This window comes from Pseudomonas sp. MYb193 (assembly GCF_002966775.1).
GTDB lineage: Bacteria > Pseudomonadota > Gammaproteobacteria > Pseudomonadales > Pseudomonadaceae > Aquipseudomonas > Aquipseudomonas paracarnis.
Genome location: NZ_CP023269.1, coordinates 2,259,438 through 2,280,631, shown reverse-complemented (window position 1 = coordinate 2,280,631; position 21,194 = coordinate 2,259,438). Strand labels below are relative to the sequence as shown.

Here is a 21,194-nt window from a genome sequence, read left to right as displayed (position 1 = left end):
ACCCATTCACCGCATGTTTTCAGTGGGTACGCGGTCGGGCTTTTTGGGGCCGCTTCGCGGCCCAGCGGGAGCAAGCTCCCTCGCCACAGGGGGGGTACACCGTTATAGCCAGGCGGCGTCCCAGAGCGAGTAGGCGCCAACATGCTCGACCAGTCCGGCTCGAAGTGGGTTGGCGATGATATAGCGAGCAGCCTTGATAAGGTCGTCCTCCACTCGCACCGCACGATCGTGATAACCGTTCTGCCAGAAAGCACCCTGTGTGCGACGGGCTCGGTTGATGGTCAGTGTGCTTCGCGACTTCACTCGTTTCATCACTTCAGGCAGCTTCGCGCCTCGCAATTCAAATAACCAGTGAAGATGATCCGGCATAATGACCCAAGCCAAAGAGTTGACCAGCTCAAGGTCATGGGCTCGTTTGAGCTCGGCAACCAATAGCCGCCCCAGGTAAAGATCGGCAAATACCGGGCGACGTTGATAAACCACGGCAGTCACCAAATAAGCTCGACCAGGTTCTGAATAACGGCCACGTCGCAACAAATGAGAGTTGGGCTTGTGAAGCAATCCTTTGCTCCCCTGAATGGTTGAATGGTCCATTCAACCTAGCAGGCACCTGAGATGTCCCTGCCCAATACAGTTTCCCCATATTTCCCAATCCTTTGTGGCGAGGGAGCTTGCTCCCGCTGGGCTGCGCAGCAGCCCCAAAAAGCCACACCGCGCATCCACTGAACGCATGCGGTGAATGGGTTGGGGCCGCTTCGCTGCCCAGCGGGAGCAAGCTCCCTCGCCACAAGGGTTTGTGCATAGGGTTTGCGAGCGTGAAAATAATCGTGTAATTTTTCATGAAATTATTCGAATTAAATTTCATGACCCCTCAAGAAGAACTCGCCACCCTCGCGGCGCTGATCCACGACCTGCGCAAGCACAAGAAGCTCACCCTGGCCCAACTTGCGCAAAAAATCGAACGGTCGGTGGGGTTTCTGTCCCAGGTCGAACGTGGCCTGTCGCGCCCGACCGTGGCCGATTTAACCGCCATCAGTCACGCCCTCGATGTGCCCACCACCTATTTCTACAGCTTGCCCAAGCCCAAGGCGGTGGATTGGGTCACACGCCCCAACGAGCGGCGCACTGTGTATTACGCCAATGGCATCACCGACATCCTGGTGTCGCCGAGCATGCACGGCGCGTTCTCGATGCTCGATAGTCTGTTGGCCCCCGGTGCCAACAGCGGTGAGCAAAGCATGAGCGACCGCGCCGAGCAGGCCGGTTTTGTGCTGGAGGGCGAGCTGACGCTGTGGGTTGAGGGTGAGCCCGATGCGGTCACTCTCTACGAAGGCGACAGTTTCCACCTCGCCAGTTTCGCCCACTGCCGCTATGCCAACCTGACCGACCTGCCCGCCCGCGTCTTGTGGGTTTACAACTAGGAGCTGCACCCGTGAAAAGCCATTCCTCCACGTTGCTGGCCGAAGTACGGAGCTTTCGCCAGAACCACCCCGACGTGCGCTATGTCGACCTGATCGCCCTGGATATTCCCGGGCATTTCTACGGCAAGCGCTACCCCATGGAGATGCTTGAAAAAGTCGCCGCTGGCAGCCCGCTGAAGCTGCCGCAGAATGCGGTATTGCTGGGGGTCCAGGGGGGGTTGTTCAAGATTGGCGACTACTGCTTCAACGACGGCGACCCGGACGCCAATCGCCGATTGGTGCCCGGCACGCTCAAACCGGTGAACTGGGAGTCGCAGCCATTGGGACAAATGCTCATCACCTCGGACGGCACCGAAGCGCCCATCGAATTCGAACCCCGCGAAGTCCTGGCCAAGGTCCTGGAACGCTTGCAGCATCAGGGCATTCATCCCGTGGTGGCGTTTGAGCTGGAGTTCTACCTGTTCGATAAACAGCTGGAAAACGGCCTGCCACAATTTGCCCGCGACCCGCTCTGTGGGGATGCCGACGACCAGCCCAACCTGCATATCGAACGGCTGTCGCGTTTCAGCGACGTGCTCGACGACATGGCGCAAACCGCCAAGGACCAAGGCATCGACATCACGGTGATCACCGCCGAGATCGGCCCCGGCCAGTTCGAGATCAACTTCGGCCATTGCGATGACGGCCTGCGCGCCGCCGACTGGGCCGCCCTGTTCTGCCGCAGCACCCGTGGCGTCGCGCTCAAGCATGGTTACCGCGCCAGCTTCATGGCCAAACCCTATCTGCAATTTCCCGGCAGCGGCATGCACGTGCATGTCAGCCTTTACGACGCAGCGGGCAATAACTTGCTAGCGGCCCATCAGCAGCAGCCACTGCGCCACGCCGTAGCCGGTTGCCTGGAATTGCTGCCCCACTGCATGCCGATCTTCTCGCCCAACCACAACGCCTTCCGCCGCCTGGGCGGCACGGTCAACGCTGCGACGCGGGCGAGTTGGGGCTTTGAAGACCGCGATGCCTGTGTGCGCATCCCCGAGTCCGACCCGCGCAACCTGCGGATCGAGCACCGCCTGGCCAGCGCCGATGCCAACCCTTACCTGGTGCTGGCGGCAATCCTGGTGGGCCTGGAGCACGGGCTTGAGGCCAAGCGCGAACCCATCGCGCCATTGAACGAAGACCGCAACAGCGGCACCGATTTCCCGGTGGAAATGCTCGGCGCCGTGCGTGCCATGCAGCAACAACCAATACTGCGCGACAAGCTGGGCGCGGAATTTGTCGACGTGTATTGCGAGAACAAACGCCAGGATCACCTGGCCTTTCAACAAGAAATCCATGCGCGAGAATATCGCTGGTTTCTCTGACCCAATCATGGAAATGCAGATGAGCGACCAAGCCGCCCCGGCCCTCAAGGAAATCTTCAACATCGAACGCCTGCAACACATCGCCACCGAAATGACTGTGGTGTACCCGGCGTTCGACGCCAAGGGTTTTCTCCAGCACGCTTGCGTCGGGCTGGCCGATTTATCGGTGATGCAACGCATGGCCCGGGTCAGCGAGAGCCTGCACGCGGTGATCCCGCTGGATTATGCGCAAACCCTCAAGCTGCTTTACGCTCTGGCACCGCGCATCAACAGCGGCTTTGTCAGCCTGTTCCTGGCGCATTACGTGGCGAGTTATGGCCTGGGTGATTTCAAACGTTCAATGGCCGCGCTGAAGTTTTTCACCACCTTTGGTTCGGCCGAGTTCGCCATTCGCCACTTCTTACTGCACGATTTCGAGCGCACCTTGGCAGTGATGCAGCAATGGTCGCTGGATGGCAACGAACACGTACGCCGCCTGGCCAGTGAAGGCTCACGCCCTCGCCTGCCTTGGTCGTTTCGCCTCGCCAACGTGCAGGCCAACCCCGAGTTATGTGCGTCGATCCTGGATAACCTCAGGGCCGACAGCAGCCTCTATGTGCGCAAGTCGGTGGCCAACCACCTCAATGACATCACCAAGGACCACCCCGACTGGGTGCTCAACGTGCTCGAAGGCTGGAACCTGGCCAACGCCCACACCGCCTGGATCGCTCGCCATGCGTTGCGCAGCTTGATCAAGCAAGGGAACACCCGCGCGCTGACGATCATGGGGGCCGGAGCCAAGGCTGAGGTGACGATCCGTGGACTGAGCGTCACCCCCGCCGTGATCCGATTGGGCGAGCGGATCAATCTGTCATTCCAGCTGGAATCCACCGCCATCCACGCGCAAAAACTGGTGGTGGACTACGCCATCGACTACGTAAAAAGCGCTGGCCACAGCGCATCCAAAGTGTTCAAGCTCAAGGCTTTTACCTTGGGCGCCGGCGAACGGCAGACCATCAACCGCGAGCAGCACATCCGCGAATTGACCACGCGCAAGCACTACCCCGGCACGCATCGGATACATGTTTTGATCAACGGTGAACGCCTGGCCAGTGCAGAGTTCGAACTACTGAAACCTTGACACAAATCAAACAAAAGGCTCTAGCGCGGGCCTTTCAGCCCGATAAATTGTCGAACAATCCTGGCCTTTGCCGTTGAGATCCATTATCATCCGGCGCCTTCTCGCTACCCGCCGGGTAGCTGTTTCAATGTGTCACCCGAGGCGCCCATGTACCGTTTTTCGTTTCACCGCCCTTTGATTGCCATCAGCCTGGGGCTGGTTTCCCATTCCGTCAGCGCAGCCCTGCAACCCATAGCCGAAGCCCCGCTGGCCAGTGACACCGAGCTGCACTGCCACTTCAACCGCGACGCCAGCACCGACTGCACCACCACTTACCGCTACACGATCCTCAAGGCCAACGGCCGCGAAATGCTTTCGCGCATCGACTTCGACTACTCCGAAGCCGACACCTTTGAAGTGGTCAGCGCTCAGTCCACCCAGCCTGGCGCCAAGCCCGTCGCCCTGGCCGCCACGCAAATCGATACCCGCAGCGCACCCAACCCGGACCAAGGCTTCAGCCGCGACAAACAAACCTCCCTGGCCTTCCCCAACCTGCGCGTGGGCACGCAGATCCGCTACACGGTACGCCAGCATTACCCGGCCAAACCGCTGATGACTCAGTTCCACTATGTGCTCAAATTCGGGCCCAGCTCAGCCCGCCGCGATCGCTTCAAGGCGCGCTTTACCGCCGAACGGCCGATGCAGTGGCGCAGCGAATTGTTCGACGGTTTCAAGGTAACGCCTTCGAGCAACGGCAAGACCCTGGACGTGGTGCAAAAAGCCCCGACCTACCTCAACTACATCAATGAATCCTCCGCCGCCGCACTGCTGCGTGTCCCACGCCTGGAAGTGGGCAGCGCCGTGGACCGCCAGGCGTACTTCGGTGATTTCGCCCAGCGTTACAACCAGATCCTTGGCGCCACCCTGCCGGCGCAAGCCGCCGCCGCCGTGGCCGCCGCACGCAGCCTGGCGCCCGCTGAGCAAGTCGCGGCAATGATGCAGCACATCAATGATCATTACCGCTACCTGGGTGACTGGCGGGCGACCGAGCGCGGCTATGTGCCGTTCAGCCTCGCGGAAATCGAGCAGCACGGCTATGGCGACTGCAAGGACCTGGCGACGCTGCTGACGGCCATGCTCAAGGCCAGCGGCATCAAGGCTGAGACCGCATGGGTCAGCCGTGGCGACGTGGTCGATGCTCTGCTGATTCCTGGCACCCAGGCGCCGAACCACGCCATCGTGCGTGCCGAAGTGAATGGGCAGGTGTGGTGGCTTGACCCGACCAACCCGGTCTTCGCCCCTGGCCAGACCATGCCCGATATTCAAGACCGCTGGGTATTGGTCAACGATGCGCAGGGCCAGGTGCGTGAAGAACACATCCCACTGGAGCGCCCCGAAGTCTCGATACGCCTGGACAAACAGATGCAGTACGGCAAAGAGGGAGATGGCGCGGTCAAGGCGACTATTACCTTCAGCCGCCTGCCGCTGATGCAACTGAGCGTCGCAGACCGCCAGCAAGGCACCACCGCCACCGACCAGAACATCTGCGCCAACTTCGGCAACGATATCAGCGACTGCCAGATCACCCGCGAACCCACCCGCTTTGTGGTACATGACGGCTACAGCGTCACCGCTCGCATGAACGATCAGCGCGCCCTGGAAAAACTGGCCAATGACTATGTCTACACCGACCCGTCCTTGAAAGACCGCTGGGAGGGCTACATCAACTATCGCCGCCAGGGGCAAAAGGCTGACCTTTACCTGGGCAATCCTGAAACCTATGACTACACCTACACCCTGGCAGGCGGGAAGATGGAAAAAGCCATCCCCGGCTGCAAGGTGCGCTCGCCCTGGTACGACCTCGACCTGGACGGAAAACTGGAGGACGGCTCGCTGCGCTATCACTATCGTCTGAGCCAGAAAAAGCGCTGGCTGACCCATGCCGAAGTCACCAGCGATGCGTTCGGAAAGATGATTGAAGAGGCCCGGGCCTGTGCCGAGCAGGTGCATCAGGTAGTAAAGCTCTAGACTGTCCCTGACACACCACGATCCAAATGTGGGAGCTGGCTTGCCTGCGATGACGGCCGGTCAGCTTGCCCATCGGTGACTGACACACCGCCATCACAGGCAAGCCAGCCCCCACATTTTAATCCGTGTGTGTGTCAGCGGGATTCGCCGAGCAACAAGCCCTGCTCCCGTGCGCACAGCTCCACCACATAATCCCACAACACCCGCAGCCGCACCGACTTGTGCAGCTCCCGGCGCGAACTGATCCAATAGCTGCGCTGGATACCCTCCGCCGGCAGCAACGGCACCAACTCTCCATCCCCAGCCGCCATGAAACATGGCAACACCGCAATGCCCAACCCCGAACGCGCCGCCTGGTGCTGGGCGATCACGCTGGTGCTGTGGAACACCACCCGGGGGCTACGGCAGAAGCTGTTGAGGAACTTCAATTCCTGGCTGAACAGCAGGTCATCGACATAATCGATCCAGGCATGGGCAGAGAGGTCTTCACGTTTTTCGATGGGCGGGTTACGCGCCAGGTAGGCACGGCTGGCGTACAGCGCCAGACGATAATCGGTGAGTTTGCGCGTCACCAGTTGATCGGCGCTGGGGCGTTCCAAGTGAATGCTGATCTCCGCTTCGCGATTGAGGATGCTGACGAAACGCGGCACCGCGACCAGTTCCACCTCCAATCCTGGATAGCGTTCAAACAACCCGCCCATGCGTGCGGCCAGAAACATAACCCCCAGCCCTTCGGCTACGCCAAGGCGAATCTTGCCCAGGGGCGCCGCAGAGTGGGTGAGCTCGTCTTCGGCCAGCAGTGCCACATTTTCCATAGCCTCGGCATGTTTGAGCAATGCTTCGCCGGCAGGCGTCAGTTCATAGCCCTGGGCGTGCTGTACGAACAGCGCCGTGCCGAGGCTTTTCTCGATGGCGTCGATGTGCCGCGCCACGGTGGCATGCGTGGTTTTCAGGCGTTGGGCGGCGGTGAGCAGGCGGCCACTGCGCTGCAACTCGAGAAAAAACCGCAGGTCATTCCAGTCGAACATATCGCCTCCAGAGCCTGGGCCAGCCGGCGTTGTTTAAAAACGCACAGCGGGTGGGTAAAAACTAACATTTTTAAGACGAAAACTAACAACTAGGATGGGCCCAATAAGAAAAACAAGCGAGACCCCAGATGCCCAATGCAACTGCTGAATACGATTACATCGTCGTCGGCGCCGGCCCTGCCGGATGCCTGCTGGCCAATCGTCTGTCCGCCAACCCGGCTCACCGTGTCCTGCTGCTGGAAGCCGGTGGCCGCGACAACTACCCCTGGATCCATATCCCCGTCGGCTACCTGTTCTGCATCGGCAACCCACGCACCGACTGGTGCTTCAAGACCGAATCCCAAGCCGGCCTGCAGGGGCGCGCCTTGAGTTACCCACGGGGCAAAGTGCTGGGCGGCTGCTCGTCCATCAACGGCATGATCTACATGCGCGGCCAGGCCCAGGACTACGATGGCTGGGCGGCGGCGGGCAACGCGGGCTGGGCTTGGAAAGACGTTCTGCCGCTGTTCAAACAGAGCGAAAACCATTTTGCCGGCGGCTCTGAATTCCACAGCGAGGGCGGCGAGTGGCGCGTCGAGCAACAGCGCCTGTCGTGGCCGATCCTCGATGCGTTTCGTGAGGCGGCTGCCCAAAGCGGCATCGCCAATATCAATGACTTCAACCAGGGCGACAACGAGGGCTGCGGTTACTTCCAGGTCAACCAGAAAGCCGGTGTGCGCTGGAATGCGGCCAAGGCGTTCCTCAAGCCGATCCGCCAGCGCCCCAACCTCACCGTGCTGACTGAGGTAGAGGTTGAGCGTGTGCTACTGGAAAACGGTCGTGCCTCGCAGGTACTGGGACGCCAACACGGCCAGGCACTGAGCTGGAAGGCGCGCAAAGAGATCGTACTGTGCGCCGGCTCGGTGGGTTCGCCGGGCATTCTGCAACGCTCAGGAATCGGCCCTTCCCATGTGCTCAAGCCGCTGGGTATCAACGTGGTGCACGAGCTGCCAGGCGTTGGCGGCAACCTGCAAGATCACCTGCAACTGCGCCTGATCTACAAACTGGAAAATGCCCGCACCCTGAACCAGATCGCCGGCACATTGTGGGGCAAGATGGGCATGGGCCTGCGCTACCTGTACGACCGCAGCGGCCCGCTGTCGATGGCGCCCAGCCAGCTTGGCGCGTTTGCCCGCTCCGGCCCGGAGCAGACCTCGGCCAACCTGCAATACCATGTGCAGCCACTGTCCCTGGAACGCTTTGGCGAACCGTTGCACGGCTTCCCGGCATTTACCGCGTCGGTCTGCGACCTGCGCCCGCAAAGTCGCGGCCGGGTGGATATCCGTTCGACCAACCCGGCGGATGCGCCGCTGATACAGCCTAATTACCTCAGCCACCCCGAAGACTTGCGCGTGGCCGCCGACGCTATTCGCCTGACCCGGCGCATCGTCGCCGCTCCGGCCCTGAGCCAGTTCAAACCGGTGGAATACCTGCCCGGCGAAGCCCTGCAAACTGAAGAACAACTGCACGAGGCCGCCGCACGGATCGGCACCACGATTTTCCATCCGGTGGGCACCTGCCGCATGGGCGATGACAAAGACGCCGTGGTCGACAGCCAGCTGCGCGTACACGGCATTCCCGGCCTGCGCATTGCCGATGCGTCGATCATGCCGCGCATTACCTCCGGCAATACCTGCTCACCCACGCTGATGATCGCGGAGAAGGCCGCGCAGCTGATCCTGTCACCCAACACTGCAGGAGCGAGCTTGCTCGCGAAAAACCCACCAGCACCGCGCACCACAGGGCACCCCGCGTAACCATTAACGCTATATGAAGTTGAAAAACACCGGCGCCGAGGTCAGCGCCGACAGTGGAACAACAATAAATAATCACTGTGAGGGACACCCGATGTCAGAACATGCTCAACCCCTGGGCTCGGCGGCCAGTGCAAGTACCGCCAACGAATCAAGAAAGGTCATCTTTGCCTCCTCTTTGGGGACGGTGTTCGAGTGGTATGACTTTTTCCTCTACGGCGCCCTGGCGGCGGTGATCAGCAAGCAGTTCTTTGCCGGGGTCAACGACACCACGGCGTTTATCTTTGCCTTGATGGCCTTTGCCGCAGGCTTTGTAGTGCGGCCATTCGGTGCGCTGGTGTTCGGCCGCCTGGGCGATATGATCGGGCGCAAATACACCTTCCTCGTGACCATCATCCTGATGGGCGTGGCAACCTTCTGCGTCGGGTTGCTGCCGACCTACGCCAGCATCGGCATTGCTGCGCCGATCATCCTCATTGTGCTGCGCATGCTGCAGGGCCTGGCGCTGGGCGGTGAGTACGGTGGCGCCGCCACCTACGTGGCCGAGCATGCGCCACCGGGCAAGCGCGGCCTGCACACCAGCTGGATTCAATCCACCGCCACCCTGGGCCTGCTGCTGTCGCTGCTGGTAGTGCTGGCCTGCCGTTACTTCACCGGCGATCAGTTCGAAGTGTGGGGCTGGCGCATTCCGTTCCTGTTTTCCATCGTGCTGCTGGGCATCTCGACCTGGATCCGCATGAGCCTGCACGAGTCGCCCGCCTTCTTGAAGATGAAAGAGGAAGGCAAGGCCTGCAAGGCGCCGATTCGCGAGTCCTTCGGCAAATGGGAAAACCTCAAGGTGGTGCTGATCGCGCTGTTCAGTATCAACGGCGGGCAGGCGGTGACCTTCTACGCGGCGCAGTTTTATGTGCTGTTCTTCCTCACCCAGTTCCTGCGCATGGACCCGGCCCTGGCCAATATGCTGTTGATCATCAGCGTAGTGATCGGCGCGCCGTTCTTTATCCTGTTTGGCTGGCTGTCGGACAAGGTCGGGCGCAAGCCGGTGCTGATGCTCGGCCTGCTGCTGGCGACCGTGCTGTACTTCCCGATCTTCAAGGGCCTGGCGCACTACACCAACCCCGCAATGGACCAGGCCAGCCAACAGGCGCCGATCACCGTACTGGCCGACCCGGCCACCTGCACCTTCCAGTTCGACCCAGTAGGCAAGGCTCGTTTTGACAGCCCCTGCGACAAGGTCAAGACCTTCCTGGTCAAACAAGGCCTGCCCTACAGCAGCGCCGCCGCCCCTGCGGGCAGCCCGGTGCAAGTGAGCGTCGGCGATGTGCGTATCGACGGCTTTGATGAAGCGGCCCTGCGTGGCGCCGTGGCCCTGGCCGGTTACCCGTCATCGGCGGATGTGGCCCAGGTCAACAAGGTCATGGTGGTGGTGCTGATCGTCGTGCTGATCCTGATCGCAGCCATGTGCTACGGGCCCTTGGCGGCGCTGATGGTGGAGCTGTTTCCGACGCGCATCCGCTACACCTCGATGTCCCTGCCCTACCACATCGGTAACGGTTGGTTTGGCGGGTTCCTGCCGACGGTGTCGTTTGCCTTGGTGGTGTACACCGGCGATATCTTCTATGGGTTGTGGTACCCGGTGGTGGTGACGGGCGTGAGCCTGATCGTCGGGTTGTTCTGCCTCAAGGAAACCCGGCATGTGGATATCGAAAACAACTGATACCTCTGCCCTGTAGGAGCGAGCTTGCTCGCGAAGAATCTGAGAGCAACGCGGGGCACCAGGCGCCCCGCGTCATCGTTAACGACCTTCGCGAGCAAGCTCGCTCCTACAGCGGCGTATGGCACCCACACAAATTGCTGTACATCCATACAGATAATGGTTGCTCAAACCCCTTCAAATAAGCATCCTGCAAGGCATCAACCCGATCTGATGTGATGACCATGCGGCTGTACCTCTGTGAAAAACCCTCCCAGGCCAAGGACATCGCGGCCGTGCTCGGCGCCAGCCGCCGCGGCGATGGGTGCTGGCTGGGTAATGGAGTCACGGTCACCTGGTGCATCGGCCACCTGCTGGAAACCGCCCCGCCCGACGCCTACGACGCCAAATACAAACGCTGGGTGCTGGCAGACCTGCCGATCGTCCCGGAAAAATGGAAGATGCTGGTCAAGCCCAAGACCGCCAGCCAATACAAGGCCGTCAAGCGCTTGCTGGGGGAAGCCCAGGAACTGGTGATCGCCACCGACGCCGACCGTGAAGGCGAGATGATCGCCCGTGAACTGGTGGAACACTGCCGCTACCGCGGGCCGATCCAGCGGCTGTGGCTGTCGGCCCTCGACGACGCCTCCATTCACAAGGCCCTGGCGGCGCTCAAACCCGGTGCAGAAACCTTCAGCCTGTATCACTCGGCCCTGGGGCGCTCGCGCGCCGACTGGCTGATCGGCATGAACATGAGCCGCCTGTTTACCCTGCTGGGGCGCCAATCCGGTTACCAGGGCGTACTCCCCGTAGGCCGGGTGCAAACCCCGACCCTGCGCCTGGTGGTGGACCGTGATCGCAGCATTGCCGACTTCGTGCCGGTGGCCTACTGGGCCATTGATGTCGACCTGCGCCACGATAACATCACCTTCACCGCCCAATGGCGCGCCCCTGAAGATGCCTGTGACGACCAGGGCCGGTGCCTCAACCCGCAACTGGCGCGGGACACCGCCGACGCCATGCTCAACGCCGCCACGGCGCGGCTGGTGAAGCTGCGTACCGAGCGCATGCGCGAAGTGGCGCCCCTGCCCTTCGACCTCGGCACCTTGCAGGAGATCTGTTCGAAGAAGCTCGGCCTGGGTGCCCAGGAAACCCTGGATATCGCCCAATCCCTGTACGAAACCCATAAGGCCATCACCTACCCGCGCAGCGATTGCGGCTACCTGCCATTGAGCCAGCACAGTGAAGCGCCGAAGATCCTTGCGGCGCTGGGCCGTGCGGACACGGCGGTCAACGAGCTGATGTCGCACATCGACCCTCGGCGCCGTTCGCGGGCCTGGAACGACGCGAAAGTCAGCGCCCACCACGGCATCATCCCCACCGGAGCCGGCAAGGAGGTCAGCCAACTGACCGGCAAGCACCGTGCGGTCTATACGCTGATTCGTGCGCGCTACCTGGCGCAGTTCCTGCCCAACCATGAATACGACCGCACCCAGGCCGATTTCGACTGTGCCGGCCAGGCGTTGCGCGCGGTGGGCAAAGTCATTATTGAACCGGGCTGGAAACGCGCCTTGCCCGAAGCGCTGGCACCCGCCAAAGGTCGCGAAGCGCCTGCGCCCCAAGCTTTGCCGACGCTGGCGCAGGGCCACGACTACGCCGTGGCCAAGGTCAACCTCAAGGACCTGTGGACCCAACCGCCCAAGCCCTTTACCGAAGGCGACCTGATCAAGGCCATGAAAAACGTCGCCAAGCTGGTGGAGGACCCGTTGCTCAAGCAAAAACTCAAGGACACCACGGGCATCGGCACCGAGGCCACCCGCGCCGGGATCATCCAGGGCTTGCTGGATCGCGGTTATCTGGTGAAAAACGGCAAGGCCCTGTCGGCAACCCCGGCCGCGTTCAGCCTGATCGACGCGGTGCCCCGGGCCATCGCCGACCCCGGCACCACCGCCATCTGGGAACAGGCGCTGGACATGGTGCAAAGCGGCGAAATGAGCCTGGAGGAATTCGTCGCCAAGCAAGCGGCGTGGATGAGCAAGCAGGTGGCACGCTGTAACGGCATGCGCATGACTATCACTGGCCCCGCCAGCCCGGCTGGCCGAGGTGCAACGCCGTGGAAAAAGAAGCGCAAGGCCGCCCCACGTAAAGCTGGCACCAGCCCCAAGCGCGGAAAAAAACCGGCAAATCCGGGATAAATACCGAAAAAAACTGGCACATGACGTTTTTCGACAGGTTTAACGCCGCATTGGCCCTTGCTCCGGCGGGTTCGGTCTAGGATTCTGTAGGGGATCTGGACTACCAACAACAACACCGGAGTGGCCGCCATGAAGACCGTTGCACAACTGCTGAAAGCCAAGGACCAGAAAAACCAGGACGTCCACACGATCAAATGGGACCACACCGTGTTTGAAGCGCTGGTGCGGATGTCCGAGAAAAACGTCGGTGCCTTGCCAGTGGTCAGGGATGACGTGGTGGTCGGCATCATCAGTGAACGGGATTACGCACGTAAAATCATGCTCAAGGGCCTCTCGTCAGTTACCACCAAGGTCCATGAGGTGATGAGCTCGCCGGTGATCACTGTGGATACTCACAAGAGTGTCGAGGAATGCATGAACATCATGACCGACAGTCACCTGCGCCACCTGCCGGTGGTCGAAGACGGCAAACTGCTGGGCCTGCTGTCCATCGGTGACCTGGTCAAGGAAGCAATTGCCGAACAAGCGGCCTTGATCCAGCAGCTGGAACAGTACATCCGCGGCGAATAGGGGGAACCCATGCTCGACACGCTGGACCATCAGGAAGACCACCTCGACACCCTGCACCGGGCCATGACCGGCCGGCGTTTCCTGGTGCTGACCGGCGCAGGGATCAGTACATCTTCGGGTATCCCGGACTACCGGGACGGGGAAGGTGTACGCCGGGGCAAGCCACCGATGATGTACCAGGAATTCCTCGCCACTCCCGAGGCGCGGCGCCGCTACTGGGCGCGGGCGATGCTGGGGTGGCCACGGGTGCGCATTGCCCAGCCGAACAAGGCCCACCTGGCGCTCGCGACGCTGCAGCACCTTGGCCATATCAGCGGGTTGATCACGCAGAACGTCGACACCCTGCATGACCAGGCCGGCAGCCAGGATGTGATCGAGCTGCATGGCAGCTTGCATCGGGTGCTGTGCCTGGATTGCCAATTGCGTAGCGAGCGCGACGTGATCCAGCGGCAGATGGAGGTCGATAACCCGCACATGGCAAAGGTTCATGCGGTGCAAGCGCCGGATGGCGACACCTTGCTCGATCCGGCGTTTGAACAGCGCTTCCAGGTACCCCGCTGCCCGCACTGCAATGGCGAACGGCTGAAACCGGATGTGGTGTTCTTTGGCGAGAACGTCGCGCCGGCGACGGCGCTCAAGGCAATGACGGCGGTAGAGCATGCCGAAGGGCTGTTGGTGGTGGGGTCGTCGCTGATGGCCTATTCGGCGTTTCGCCTGTGCAAGGCGATGGTTGAACAGGGTAAGCCGGTGATTGCCATCAACCTGGGCAAGACTCGGGGGGATGAGTTGTTGCAGGTGAAGATCCAGGCGTCTTGCGAGCAACTGTTACCCTTATTGACCGAGAGATTGAGATAGCGACACATCAACATGTGGGAACTGGCTTGCCTGCGATAGCAGTGTGTCAGGCAAACATGTACCCACTCACGCACCGCCATCGCAGGCAAGCCAGCTCCCACAGGGTTCTGCGTAAATTCGCCACCAAAATCCCGCGACCCACCGCACAGAAAATGACGCCCAAGTCACGTTTTCGCGCATTCCCCCGTCCCCACGGCAATTTATGTAGTGAGTAAAAATAATCACTACATAACCGTTGACGTAACCTTTTTGTCCTTGCATGATCTAGACGTCTCTCGGATCGAGAGCGTTGGTAACAAGCGTTTCGAACAGGCTCGTCTGACCGCCGAGCTGTTTTTCCGGATGTGCACTGCCCACAAGGCAGATCGATGAAGCTGACCGGCCCCGAAAGGGACAGGTACAAGGCGCTCAAACGCGGCTTGTCTTCGCAATCAGAGCATTGCGTAGCAGTTCATCAGCAAGACTACATGCATCAGCTTCAAGACCCTGCCCGTATTCGGCAGCCCGTCGCTGACGCCCGGTTTTAGTGACCGGAGACAACTTACTGGTATTAACGAATCAACTGATAGATCGCCAACTGGTCAAGGGGCTTACACATGAATCTGAACAACCAACCAACTATCGATGAATTGGCTGAGATGTTCGCAGCGCAGAAAGACACACTCGACGACCATATCCTGTGGATTGGCAAATCGGGCGAAGTGCAAATTGACTGCCTGGCGCCCCATACCGAAGAAGCCGAGTTTGACCGTAACAACCGTGAGCTGGCGGCGCGCCTGAAGATGTACCGCCGCGGCCAGGGTTATGTCGGCAAGAAGGCCGCCGCTGATCGCAACTTTATCGAGCAAGTATTCGACACACTTAACAATGCCTGGGCGTCTTTCAAAGACAGCTCGCAAGTTAAAGTGATCGACCGTTACTACTAAGTAGTGCTCAATCAATGTGGGAGTTGGCTTGCCAGCTCCCACATTTGTATTTACCGGTTTAGAAAGTTGGAAACCTGCCCTTCCCCGCCTCATCCCGAAAGATATCAAACAACACCTGCGCCGCCGCCGACAGTTCATGCCCCGGCTTGGTCAGCACCCCAATCGGCCGCTCGATCACCGGGCCAGTCAAGGTAATGCAACGGGCTCCCGCCTCCTCCATCTGCCTGGCGCATAACGCTGGCACTGCACTAACCCCCAAACCGCTGGCAACCATCTTGCCCACCGTCGCCAGTTGATGGCTTTCCAAGGCAACGGGCAATTTCATCTGCAAGGCGCCGAGGTGTTCTTCCAGCATCACCCGCACAGTGGAAGGCCGCTGCAGGGTGATGAACGGCTGCTCCAACAAGGCTTTCCAGTCGATTTCAGCACGCTGTGCCAAAGCTGAATCTCCCGGGACCACGGCGACAAAGCGATCCAGGTACAACGGCGTGAACGCCAATGACGAACCTTCGGACGGCTCGAACGCCACCCCCAGCTCCACCTGACGGTCGCGCACCATCTCCAGCACCTGCTCATTGATCAGGTCATGCACCGTCACGTTCACCTGAGGGTAACGGGCGCGGAATATCTTCAGGATCGGCGGCAACAGGTTGCCGGCGAACGACGGCATAGCGGCCACCGTGACGCGGCCGCGCTGCAAGGTAAAACGCTGGCGCAGTTCGTCTTCGGCGTTGTCCCAATCGGCAATCAACCGGCGGGCCAGGGGCAGCAGGGACTCACCTTCAGGGGTCAGCGCGACGTTACGGGTATTACGGCTGAACAGGCGCCCGCCCAAGCCTTCTTCCAAGCCCTTGATGGTCAAGCTCAACGCCGATTGAGAGAGGTGCAAACGCTCGCAGGCCGCGGCAAAACTCAGGCTTTGCGCGACGGCGAGAAAGGCACGCATCTGTTTGACGGTCATGACGCAGCTCCGGACGACGATTGGACTATGCTGTTTTCTAAATCAATCAACCTTAAAAAACAACTTAACAAATCAATCCGCTGGCGCAACACTCAACTCACTGGCTGGACCACAAACAATAAAAGAGGTGCATATGGCAGGTTTCGATAAACGCGTGGCGTCCTATGAAGAAGCGCTGGCAGGCCTGGAAGACGGCATGACCGTGCTCTCCGGTGGTTTTGGCCTGTGTGGCATTCCGGAAAACCTCATTGCCGAAATCAAGCGCAAAGGCACCCGCGACCTGACGGTGGTTTCCAACAACTGCGGCGTCGATGGCTTCGGCCTGGGCGTGCTGCTGGAACAGAAGCAGATCAGCAAAGTGATCGCTTCCTACGTGGGTGAAAACGCCCTCTTCGAGAAACAACTGCTCAGCGGCGAGATTGAGGTGGTGCTTACCCCTCAAGGCACCCTGGCAGAAAAAATGCGCGCAGGCGGGGCCGGCATCCCGGCCTTCTTTACCGCCACCGGCGTCGGCACCCCCGTTGCCGAAGGCAAGGAGACCCGCGAATTCAAGGGTCGCCCGTATCTGATGGAAGAGTCCATCACCGGAGACTTTGCCATCGTCAAAGGCTGGAAAGCCGACCACTTCGGTAACGTTATCTACCGTCACACCGCCCAGAACTTCAACCCGCTGGCCGCCACCGCCGGCAAGATCACCGTGGTCGAAGTCGAGGAAATCGTTGAACCGGGCGAGCTGGACCCGGCGCAGATCCACACCCCTGGCATCTACGTCGACCGGATCATCTGCGGCACCTTCGAAAAGCGCATTGAACAGCGCACCGTCCGCAAATAATCCCCGTCCAGACAATAAGAGGAAACAATCATGGCGCTTACCCGCGAACAAATGGCTCAACGCGTTGCCCGCGAGATGCAGGACGGTTACTACGTGAACCTCGGTATCGGCATTCCGACCCTGGTGGCCAACTACATCCCCGACGGCATGGAAGTGATGCTGCAATCGGAAAACGGCCTGCTTGGCATGGGCCCGTTCCCGACCGAAGAAACCATCGACGCCGACATGATCAACGCCGGCAAGCAGACCGTCACCGCACGCATCGGCGCCTCGATCTTCTCTTCCGCCGAGTCGTTCGCGATGATTCGCGGTGGGCATGTCGACCTCACCGTACTGGGCGCATTCGAAGTGGACGTACAGGGCAACATCGCTTCTTGGATGATCCCCGGCAAGCTGGTCAAGGGCATGGGCGGTGCCATGGACCTGGTGGCCGGCGCAGAAAACATCATTGTGATCATGACTCACGCATCCAAAGACGGTGAGTCCAAGTTGCTCAGCCAATGCAGCCTGCCGCTGACCGGTGCCAACTGCATCAAGCGTGTACTCACGGACCTGGCGTACCTGGAAATCGAAAATGGCGCTTTTGTCCTCAAGGAACGCGCACCTGGCGTCAGCGTTGAAGAGATTGTGAGCAAGACCGCCGGTAAACTGATCGTCCCGGACCACGTTCCAGAAATGCACTTCCAGTGAGGACAGATTCCATGCAAGACGTCGTGATTGTTGCTGCCACCCGCACCGCCGTGGGCAGCTTCCAAGGTTCGCTGGCGAACATTCCGGCCCCGGAACTGGGCGCCGCCGTGATCCGTCGCCTGCTGGAGCAGACCGGCCTGGACCCGGTGCAAGTGGATGAAGTGATCCTCGGCCAGGTGCTCACCGCAGGCAGCGGCCAGAACCCGGCGCGCCAGGCTTCGATCCTTGCCGGCCTGCCCCACGCCGTGCCGAGCCTGACCCTGAACAAGGTCTGCGGTTCGGGCCTCAAGGCCCTGCACCTGGGCGCGCAGGCCATTCGTTGCGGCGACGCCGAGGTGGTCATTGCCGGTGGCATGGAGAATATGAGCCTGGCCCCGTACGTATTGCCCGCCGCGCGCACCGGGTTGCGCATGGGCCACGCGAAGATGATCGACAGCATGATCACCGACGGCCTGTGGGATGCGTTCAACGATTACCACATGGGCATCACCGCCGAGAACCTGGTGGACAAGTACGGCATCAGCCGCGAAGCCCAGGACGCCTTTGCCGCCGCCTCCCAGCAAAAAGCTGCCGCCGCTATCGAAGCCGGACGCTTTGCCGATGAGATCACGCCAATCCTGATTCCCCAGCGCAAAGGCGACCCGGTGGCCTTCGCGGTGGACGAACAACCCCGCGCCGGCACCACCGCCGAATCCCTGGCCAAGCTCAAGCCTGCGTTCAAGAAAGACGGCAGCGTCACCGCCGGCAACGCCTCCAGCCTGAACGACGGCGCTGCGGCCGTGTTGCTGATGAGCGCCGACAAAGCCAAGGCACTCGGCCTGCCCGTACTGGCGCGTATCGCCAGCTACGCCAACGCGGGCGTCGACCCGGCCATCATGGGCATCGGCCCGGTCTCGGCCACCCGCCGCTGCCTGGACAAGGCCGGCTGGCAGCTTGCGGACCTGGACCTGATCGAAGCCAACGAAGCCTTCGCCGCGCAATCACTGGCGGTGGGCAAAGAGCTGGAGTGGGACGCGCAGAAGGTCAACGTCAACGGCGGCGCTATCGCCATCGGCCACCCGATCGGTGCTTCAGGCTGCCGCGTACTGGTGACCCTGCTGCACGAAATGATCAAGCGCGATGCCAAGAAAGGTTTGGCAACGCTGTGCATCGGTGGCGGCCAAGGTGTCGCCCTGGCGCTCGAACGCAACTGAATCGGATCCCTATTGTGGCGAGGGAGCTTGCTCCCGTTGGGCTGCGTAGCAGCCCCATGCCAATAAGAGCAACACAGAAAAGGCCCGGCTCCACGAAAAGCCAGGCCTTTTCTTTTATCGATCCCCCTGAATGAACTCGATCAAAATGTGGGAGCTGGCTTGCCTGCTCCCACATTTGATCTCACTGCCTGTCAGCTTGCGGCACCGCGAACACCGCGCTCGCCCGCAGCACCACACGCTCCTGCTCCTGCTCCTGCACCTGCACCTGCACCCGCACCCGCACCCGCACCCGCACCTGCAAACTCAGCGTGGCAAACGCCATCAGCCGGGCAAATCCCGGGCAATGCTTTGCGTTAATGGGCCAGACCCGCTTTAATCTCGGCCAATTTCTCCTGCACATTTCAAGGAAACGCCATGCGCCACCTGGACGGCAACTCCCACCCGCTTCGCGCGCCGCTGTTGATCTTGCTCGCCGGCCTGGCCTTGGCCGGTTGTTCCCCCAAGGACCACTCTCGCGCCACCGTCATCAATGGCGAACAGGGCAAGGCCGGGGCGCAACTGGCCTATGAGCATGAATTGACCCTGGCCCTGCCCGGCGCCCTGCTTGCGCCGCGTATGCAGGCCACTCGTGAGGCGTGTGAAACGGCGCGCTTTGGTGCCTGCAATATCCTTGGCATTACCGAAGACGGCCAGGGTGGCCAGATCATCCTGCGAATCGCGCCCACGGGGGTGGAGCCGATGGTCGCCCTGGCGGCCGAAGGCGGTAAGCTCGGCCAGCGCATCACCACTGCCGAAGACCTGGCCGATGCCGTGGCAGATGTGCGCCGCCGCCAGGACCGCCTGCAAGCCCAGCAGCAACGCCTCGATGAACTGGCCAAGCGCAAGGACATCACCGTCAGCGACCTGATCGTCCTCAGCAAAGAGCAAGCCGGCATTGAAAACGAGCTGCAGGAACTGGCTCAGGTTGCCGCCGGCCAGCAACGCCGCCTCGACACCAACCGCGTGACCTTGAACTTCCGTTCCTCCGACGGCGCCAACCAGGTGTCAAGGTTCACCCGGATGTTCAGCAACCTGGGAGACAACCTGGTGAACGGCACCGCAGACGCCCTGGAACGTGCCAGCTATGTGCTGCCCTTCGTGATCCTGGCGTTCCCGGTGGTGTGGTTGTGGGTGGGCTTGTGGCGCCGGTTCGTCAAGCGCCGCAGTTGATCAGCGCTTCATGCAGCGCTGGTAACGCTCATCCACGCGTTTGGCAAACCAGGCCGTGGTCAGGTTGCGGGTGATCTTCGGGCTCTTGAGCACAATACCCGGCAGGATCGCCCGTGGCAGCGGCTTGCCGGCCGCCTGGTCAGCCAAGGCGAAGACGCGCTTGTACAAGGTGCTGTCCTCAAAATCCAACTGCTCGCCCTGCTCCAGTTGGCTGCGGATGCTCGGGTTGCGCATATCCAACTTCGCCCCCAGTGAACGCACCGCCAGCTCGGTGGTGCCGGGCAACAATGAGCCATAGCGGATCAAATCCCCATCCAGCGCCAGCTCTTTGCCTGAAACACGGCTGACCGCGGCCTGGAACGCGGCATTGCGGCTGGCGTACCAACCGGCGTTGAAATCGGCAAAGCGGTACAGCGGCTGATCGTAGCTCACCGGGTAACCGAGCAAGTGGGCGATGCCGAAGTACATGCCGCCGCGACGGGTGAACACTTCGCGGCGAATCGTGCCGTCCACCATGTAGGGATAACCCCGCGCCTGTTTCTGCGCAAAGTCGATACTGACCTGCATGGGGCCAGCAGTGTGTACCGGGTTGAACCCGCCAAACAGCGTATTGCCCAGGGGCACCATGCTGATGAAATCGTCAAAAATCGCGCTCAGGTCCTTTTCCGTACGGGCGGCATTCAAACGGTCGGCGTAGGTTTTGCCGGTGGGCGAGCGCAGTTGCAAGGCGCTGCGCACCACGAAGGCCGGCACATGCACCTTGCCGGCGCGGCGCAGGATTTCATCCTGGGCGATCTTGCCCATGCCCGGCACCGGCGGGTCGACCTGATAGGTGGACTCCTGCTCGGTCACCGCCAGCACCGCACAGATGTTTTCGGTGCTGGGGTAGATTTTCTGGGTGTCGAACGCGGTGTAGATGTCCTGGGCCCAACCGTTACGGTCCGCAACCTTGGCCGGCAGCAGGCGCACGATCTGCGCCTTCACCTCGGCTTCACTGCGCTCGGGCTGCTGGGGGCCACGGGAAGTTGAGCACCCGGCCAGTACCAGTAAAGGAATAAGGCAGAGCAGCAGACGGGTTGAATACATGAGGCTTCCTTGGTTAACGACGGGCCGGGCAGTGCTGATATCGACAGGTAAGTCTAACCGGGGTTCGTCGACATGCCGAACCCAGTGCCTGACAGTAACTGAAACATCCCACACCACTGCCGGATAAGCTCTACTCCTCGCCCCGGCAAACCTCTGCAAAGTCCCTCGCCTGATCAAACGGTGCGAGGGAGTGCAGATGGTTTTTTTCGTGACGCGTACGGTTGACGGGGCCGCCACTTGAACCCGGCCATTGGCAG

19 protein-coding genes are annotated in these 21,194 nt (G+C 61.0%); 14 read left to right on the top strand and 5 right to left on the bottom strand.

Annotation, left to right across the window (positions count from 1 at the left end; genetic code table 11):
• Positions 1-102: 102 nt before the first annotated feature.
• Positions 103-594, bottom strand: a complete 492-nt coding sequence (locus CLM72_RS10770) for a transposase (RefSeq protein WP_233475128.1) — start codon at positions 592-594, stop codon at positions 103-105.
• 269 nt (positions 595-863) lie between these two features.
• Between CLM72_RS10770 and CLM72_RS10760 the strand changes: the two genes are divergently transcribed.
• The 4 genes from CLM72_RS10760 to CLM72_RS10745 all read left to right on the top strand — a co-directional run bounded on the left by CLM72_RS10760 (position 864) and on the right by CLM72_RS10745 (position 5,906).
• A complete protein-coding gene (locus tag CLM72_RS10760; protein ID WP_105226404.1) occupies positions 864-1,421 on the top strand; it encodes a helix-turn-helix domain-containing protein in 558 nt (185 codons plus the stop codon).
• 11 nt (positions 1,422-1,432) lie between these two features.
• Entirely contained in the window at positions 1,433-2,779 is a 1,347-nt protein-coding gene (locus CLM72_RS10755) for a glutamine synthetase family protein (RefSeq protein ID WP_105226403.1), read from the top strand.
• Positions 2,780-2,798: 19 nt separating this feature from the next.
• Positions 2,799-3,899 carry a DNA alkylation repair protein gene (locus CLM72_RS10750; protein ID WP_105226402.1) on the top strand — a complete coding sequence of 367 codons (1,101 nt, stop codon included), beginning with the start codon at positions 2,799-2,801 and terminating at the stop codon, positions 3,897-3,899.
• 147 nt (positions 3,900-4,046) lie between these two features.
• On the top strand, positions 4,047-5,906 hold the full coding sequence (locus CLM72_RS10745; RefSeq protein WP_105226401.1) for a DUF3857 domain-containing transglutaminase family protein: 1,860 nt from the start codon (positions 4,047-4,049) through the stop codon (positions 5,904-5,906).
• Positions 5,907-6,040: 134 nt separating this feature from the next.
• Here CLM72_RS10745 and CLM72_RS10740 read toward each other — a convergent pair whose 3' ends face one another.
• Positions 6,041-6,934: a LysR family transcriptional regulator gene (locus tag CLM72_RS10740; RefSeq protein WP_034127066.1), complete on the bottom strand. Its 894-nt coding sequence runs from the start codon at positions 6,932-6,934 to the stop codon at positions 6,041-6,043.
• Between the two features lie 128 nt (positions 6,935-7,062).
• Here CLM72_RS10740 and CLM72_RS10735 point away from each other — a divergent pair, with 128 nt between their 5' ends.
• From CLM72_RS10735 to CLM72_RS10700, 6 genes are all read left to right on the top strand, one after another.
• Positions 7,063-8,730, top strand: coding sequence for a GMC family oxidoreductase (locus CLM72_RS10735; RefSeq protein WP_105226400.1), 1,668 nt, complete (start codon positions 7,063-7,065; stop codon positions 8,728-8,730).
• 91 nt (positions 8,731-8,821) lie between these two features.
• On the top strand, positions 8,822-10,444 hold the full coding sequence (locus CLM72_RS10730; RefSeq protein ID WP_105226399.1) for an MFS transporter: 1,623 nt from the start codon (positions 8,822-8,824) through the stop codon (positions 10,442-10,444).
• A gap of 221 nt (positions 10,445-10,665) precedes the next feature.
• Positions 10,666-12,615 carry a DNA topoisomerase III gene (locus tag CLM72_RS10720; protein WP_105229115.1) on the top strand — a complete coding sequence of 650 codons (1,950 nt, stop codon included), beginning with the start codon at positions 10,666-10,668 and terminating at the stop codon, positions 12,613-12,615.
• 129 nt (positions 12,616-12,744) lie between these two features.
• Positions 12,745-13,185: a CBS domain-containing protein gene (locus CLM72_RS10715; RefSeq protein WP_034127063.1), complete on the top strand. Its 441-nt coding sequence runs from the start codon at positions 12,745-12,747 to the stop codon at positions 13,183-13,185.
• 9 nt (positions 13,186-13,194) lie between these two features.
• Positions 13,195-14,040, top strand: coding sequence for an NAD-dependent protein deacetylase (locus tag CLM72_RS10710; RefSeq protein ID WP_105226398.1), 846 nt, complete (start codon positions 13,195-13,197; stop codon positions 14,038-14,040).
• 596 nt (positions 14,041-14,636) lie between these two features.
• Positions 14,637-14,966 carry a hypothetical protein gene (locus tag CLM72_RS10700; RefSeq protein WP_003190335.1) on the top strand — a complete coding sequence of 110 codons (330 nt, stop codon included), beginning with the start codon at positions 14,637-14,639 and terminating at the stop codon, positions 14,964-14,966.
• A gap of 58 nt (positions 14,967-15,024) precedes the next feature.
• On the opposite strand, the gene CLM72_RS10695 is transcribed toward CLM72_RS10700, so the two are convergent.
• Positions 15,025-15,927: a LysR family transcriptional regulator gene (locus CLM72_RS10695; protein ID WP_105226396.1), complete on the bottom strand. Its 903-nt coding sequence runs from the start codon at positions 15,925-15,927 to the stop codon at positions 15,025-15,027.
• A 133-nt stretch (positions 15,928-16,060) separates the two neighbouring features.
• Here CLM72_RS10695 and CLM72_RS10690 point away from each other — a divergent pair, with 133 nt between their 5' ends.
• The 3 genes from CLM72_RS10690 to CLM72_RS10680 are packed head-to-tail and all read left to right on the top strand — an operon-like array spanning position 16,061 to position 18,642.
• Complete coding sequence (locus tag CLM72_RS10690) at positions 16,061-16,759, top strand: CoA transferase subunit A (protein ID WP_003190329.1); 699 nt, start codon at positions 16,061-16,063, stop codon at positions 16,757-16,759.
• A gap of 30 nt (positions 16,760-16,789) precedes the next feature.
• Positions 16,790-17,449, top strand: coding sequence for a CoA transferase subunit B (locus tag CLM72_RS10685; RefSeq protein WP_005786928.1), 660 nt, complete (start codon positions 16,790-16,792; stop codon positions 17,447-17,449).
• A gap of 11 nt (positions 17,450-17,460) precedes the next feature.
• Complete coding sequence (locus CLM72_RS10680) at positions 17,461-18,642, top strand: acetyl-CoA C-acetyltransferase (RefSeq protein ID WP_105226395.1); 1,182 nt, start codon at positions 17,461-17,463, stop codon at positions 18,640-18,642.
• A 181-nt stretch (positions 18,643-18,823) separates the two neighbouring features.
• Here the strand turns inward: CLM72_RS10680 and CLM72_RS28930 are convergent, their stop codons facing one another.
• Complete coding sequence (locus CLM72_RS28930) at positions 18,824-18,964, bottom strand: hypothetical protein (RefSeq protein ID WP_168220156.1); 141 nt, start codon at positions 18,962-18,964, stop codon at positions 18,824-18,826.
• A 92-nt stretch (positions 18,965-19,056) separates the two neighbouring features.
• Here CLM72_RS28930 and CLM72_RS10670 point away from each other — a divergent pair, with 92 nt between their 5' ends.
• The gene (locus CLM72_RS10670) at positions 19,057-19,851 is read left to right on the top strand and encodes a DUF4349 domain-containing protein (RefSeq protein WP_003190322.1); all 795 of its coding nucleotides are present in this window, start codon (positions 19,057-19,059) and stop codon (positions 19,849-19,851) included.
• On the opposite strand, the gene CLM72_RS10665 is transcribed toward CLM72_RS10670, so the two are convergent.
• Positions 19,852-20,937: a DUF1615 domain-containing protein gene (locus CLM72_RS10665; protein ID WP_105226393.1), complete on the bottom strand. Its 1,086-nt coding sequence runs from the start codon at positions 20,935-20,937 to the stop codon at positions 19,852-19,854. It abuts the gene before it with no gap.
• Positions 20,938-21,194: the final 257 nt, after the last annotated feature.

Bases quoted from the DNA above. Each gene is read 5' to 3' on its own strand.
- CLM72_RS10770 (WP_233475128.1), bottom strand. From the start codon at position 594: ATGGACCATTCAACCATTCAGGGGAGCAAAGGATTGCTTCACAAGCCC.
- CLM72_RS10730 (WP_105226399.1), top strand. From the start codon at position 8,822: ATGTCAGAACATGCTCAACCCCTGGGCTCGGCGGCCAGTGCAAGTACC.
- CLM72_RS10690 (WP_003190329.1), top strand. From the start codon at position 16,061: ATGGCAGGTTTCGATAAACGCGTGGCGTCCTATGAAGAAGCGCTGGCA.
- CLM72_RS10700 (WP_003190335.1), top strand. From the start codon at position 14,637: ATGAATCTGAACAACCAACCAACTATCGATGAATTGGCTGAGATGTTC.
- CLM72_RS10665 (WP_105226393.1), bottom strand. From the start codon at position 20,937: ATGTATTCAACCCGTCTGCTGCTCTGCCTTATTCCTTTACTGGTACTG.
- CLM72_RS10750 (WP_105226402.1), top strand. From the start codon at position 2,799: ATGAGCGACCAAGCCGCCCCGGCCCTCAAGGAAATCTTCAACATCGAA.
- CLM72_RS10685 (WP_005786928.1), top strand. From the start codon at position 16,790: ATGGCGCTTACCCGCGAACAAATGGCTCAACGCGTTGCCCGCGAGATG.
- CLM72_RS10680 (WP_105226395.1), top strand. From the start codon at position 17,461: ATGCAAGACGTCGTGATTGTTGCTGCCACCCGCACCGCCGTGGGCAGC.
- CLM72_RS10715 (WP_034127063.1), top strand. From the start codon at position 12,745: ATGAAGACCGTTGCACAACTGCTGAAAGCCAAGGACCAGAAAAACCAG.
- CLM72_RS10735 (WP_105226400.1), top strand. From the start codon at position 7,063: ATGCCCAATGCAACTGCTGAATACGATTACATCGTCGTCGGCGCCGGC.
- CLM72_RS10760 (WP_105226404.1), top strand. From the start codon at position 864: ATGACCCCTCAAGAAGAACTCGCCACCCTCGCGGCGCTGATCCACGAC.
- CLM72_RS28930 (WP_168220156.1), bottom strand. From the start codon at position 18,964: ATGGCGTTTGCCACGCTGAGTTTGCAGGTGCGGGTGCGGGTGCGGGTG.
- CLM72_RS10670 (WP_003190322.1), top strand. From the start codon at position 19,057: ATGCGCCACCTGGACGGCAACTCCCACCCGCTTCGCGCGCCGCTGTTG.
- CLM72_RS10745 (WP_105226401.1), top strand. From the start codon at position 4,047: ATGTACCGTTTTTCGTTTCACCGCCCTTTGATTGCCATCAGCCTGGGG.
- CLM72_RS10740 (WP_034127066.1), bottom strand. From the start codon at position 6,934: ATGTTCGACTGGAATGACCTGCGGTTTTTTCTCGAGTTGCAGCGCAGT.
- CLM72_RS10710 (WP_105226398.1), top strand. From the start codon at position 13,195: ATGCTCGACACGCTGGACCATCAGGAAGACCACCTCGACACCCTGCAC.
- CLM72_RS10695 (WP_105226396.1), bottom strand. From the start codon at position 15,927: ATGACCGTCAAACAGATGCGTGCCTTTCTCGCCGTCGCGCAAAGCCTG.
- CLM72_RS10720 (WP_105229115.1), top strand. From the start codon at position 10,666: ATGCGGCTGTACCTCTGTGAAAAACCCTCCCAGGCCAAGGACATCGCG.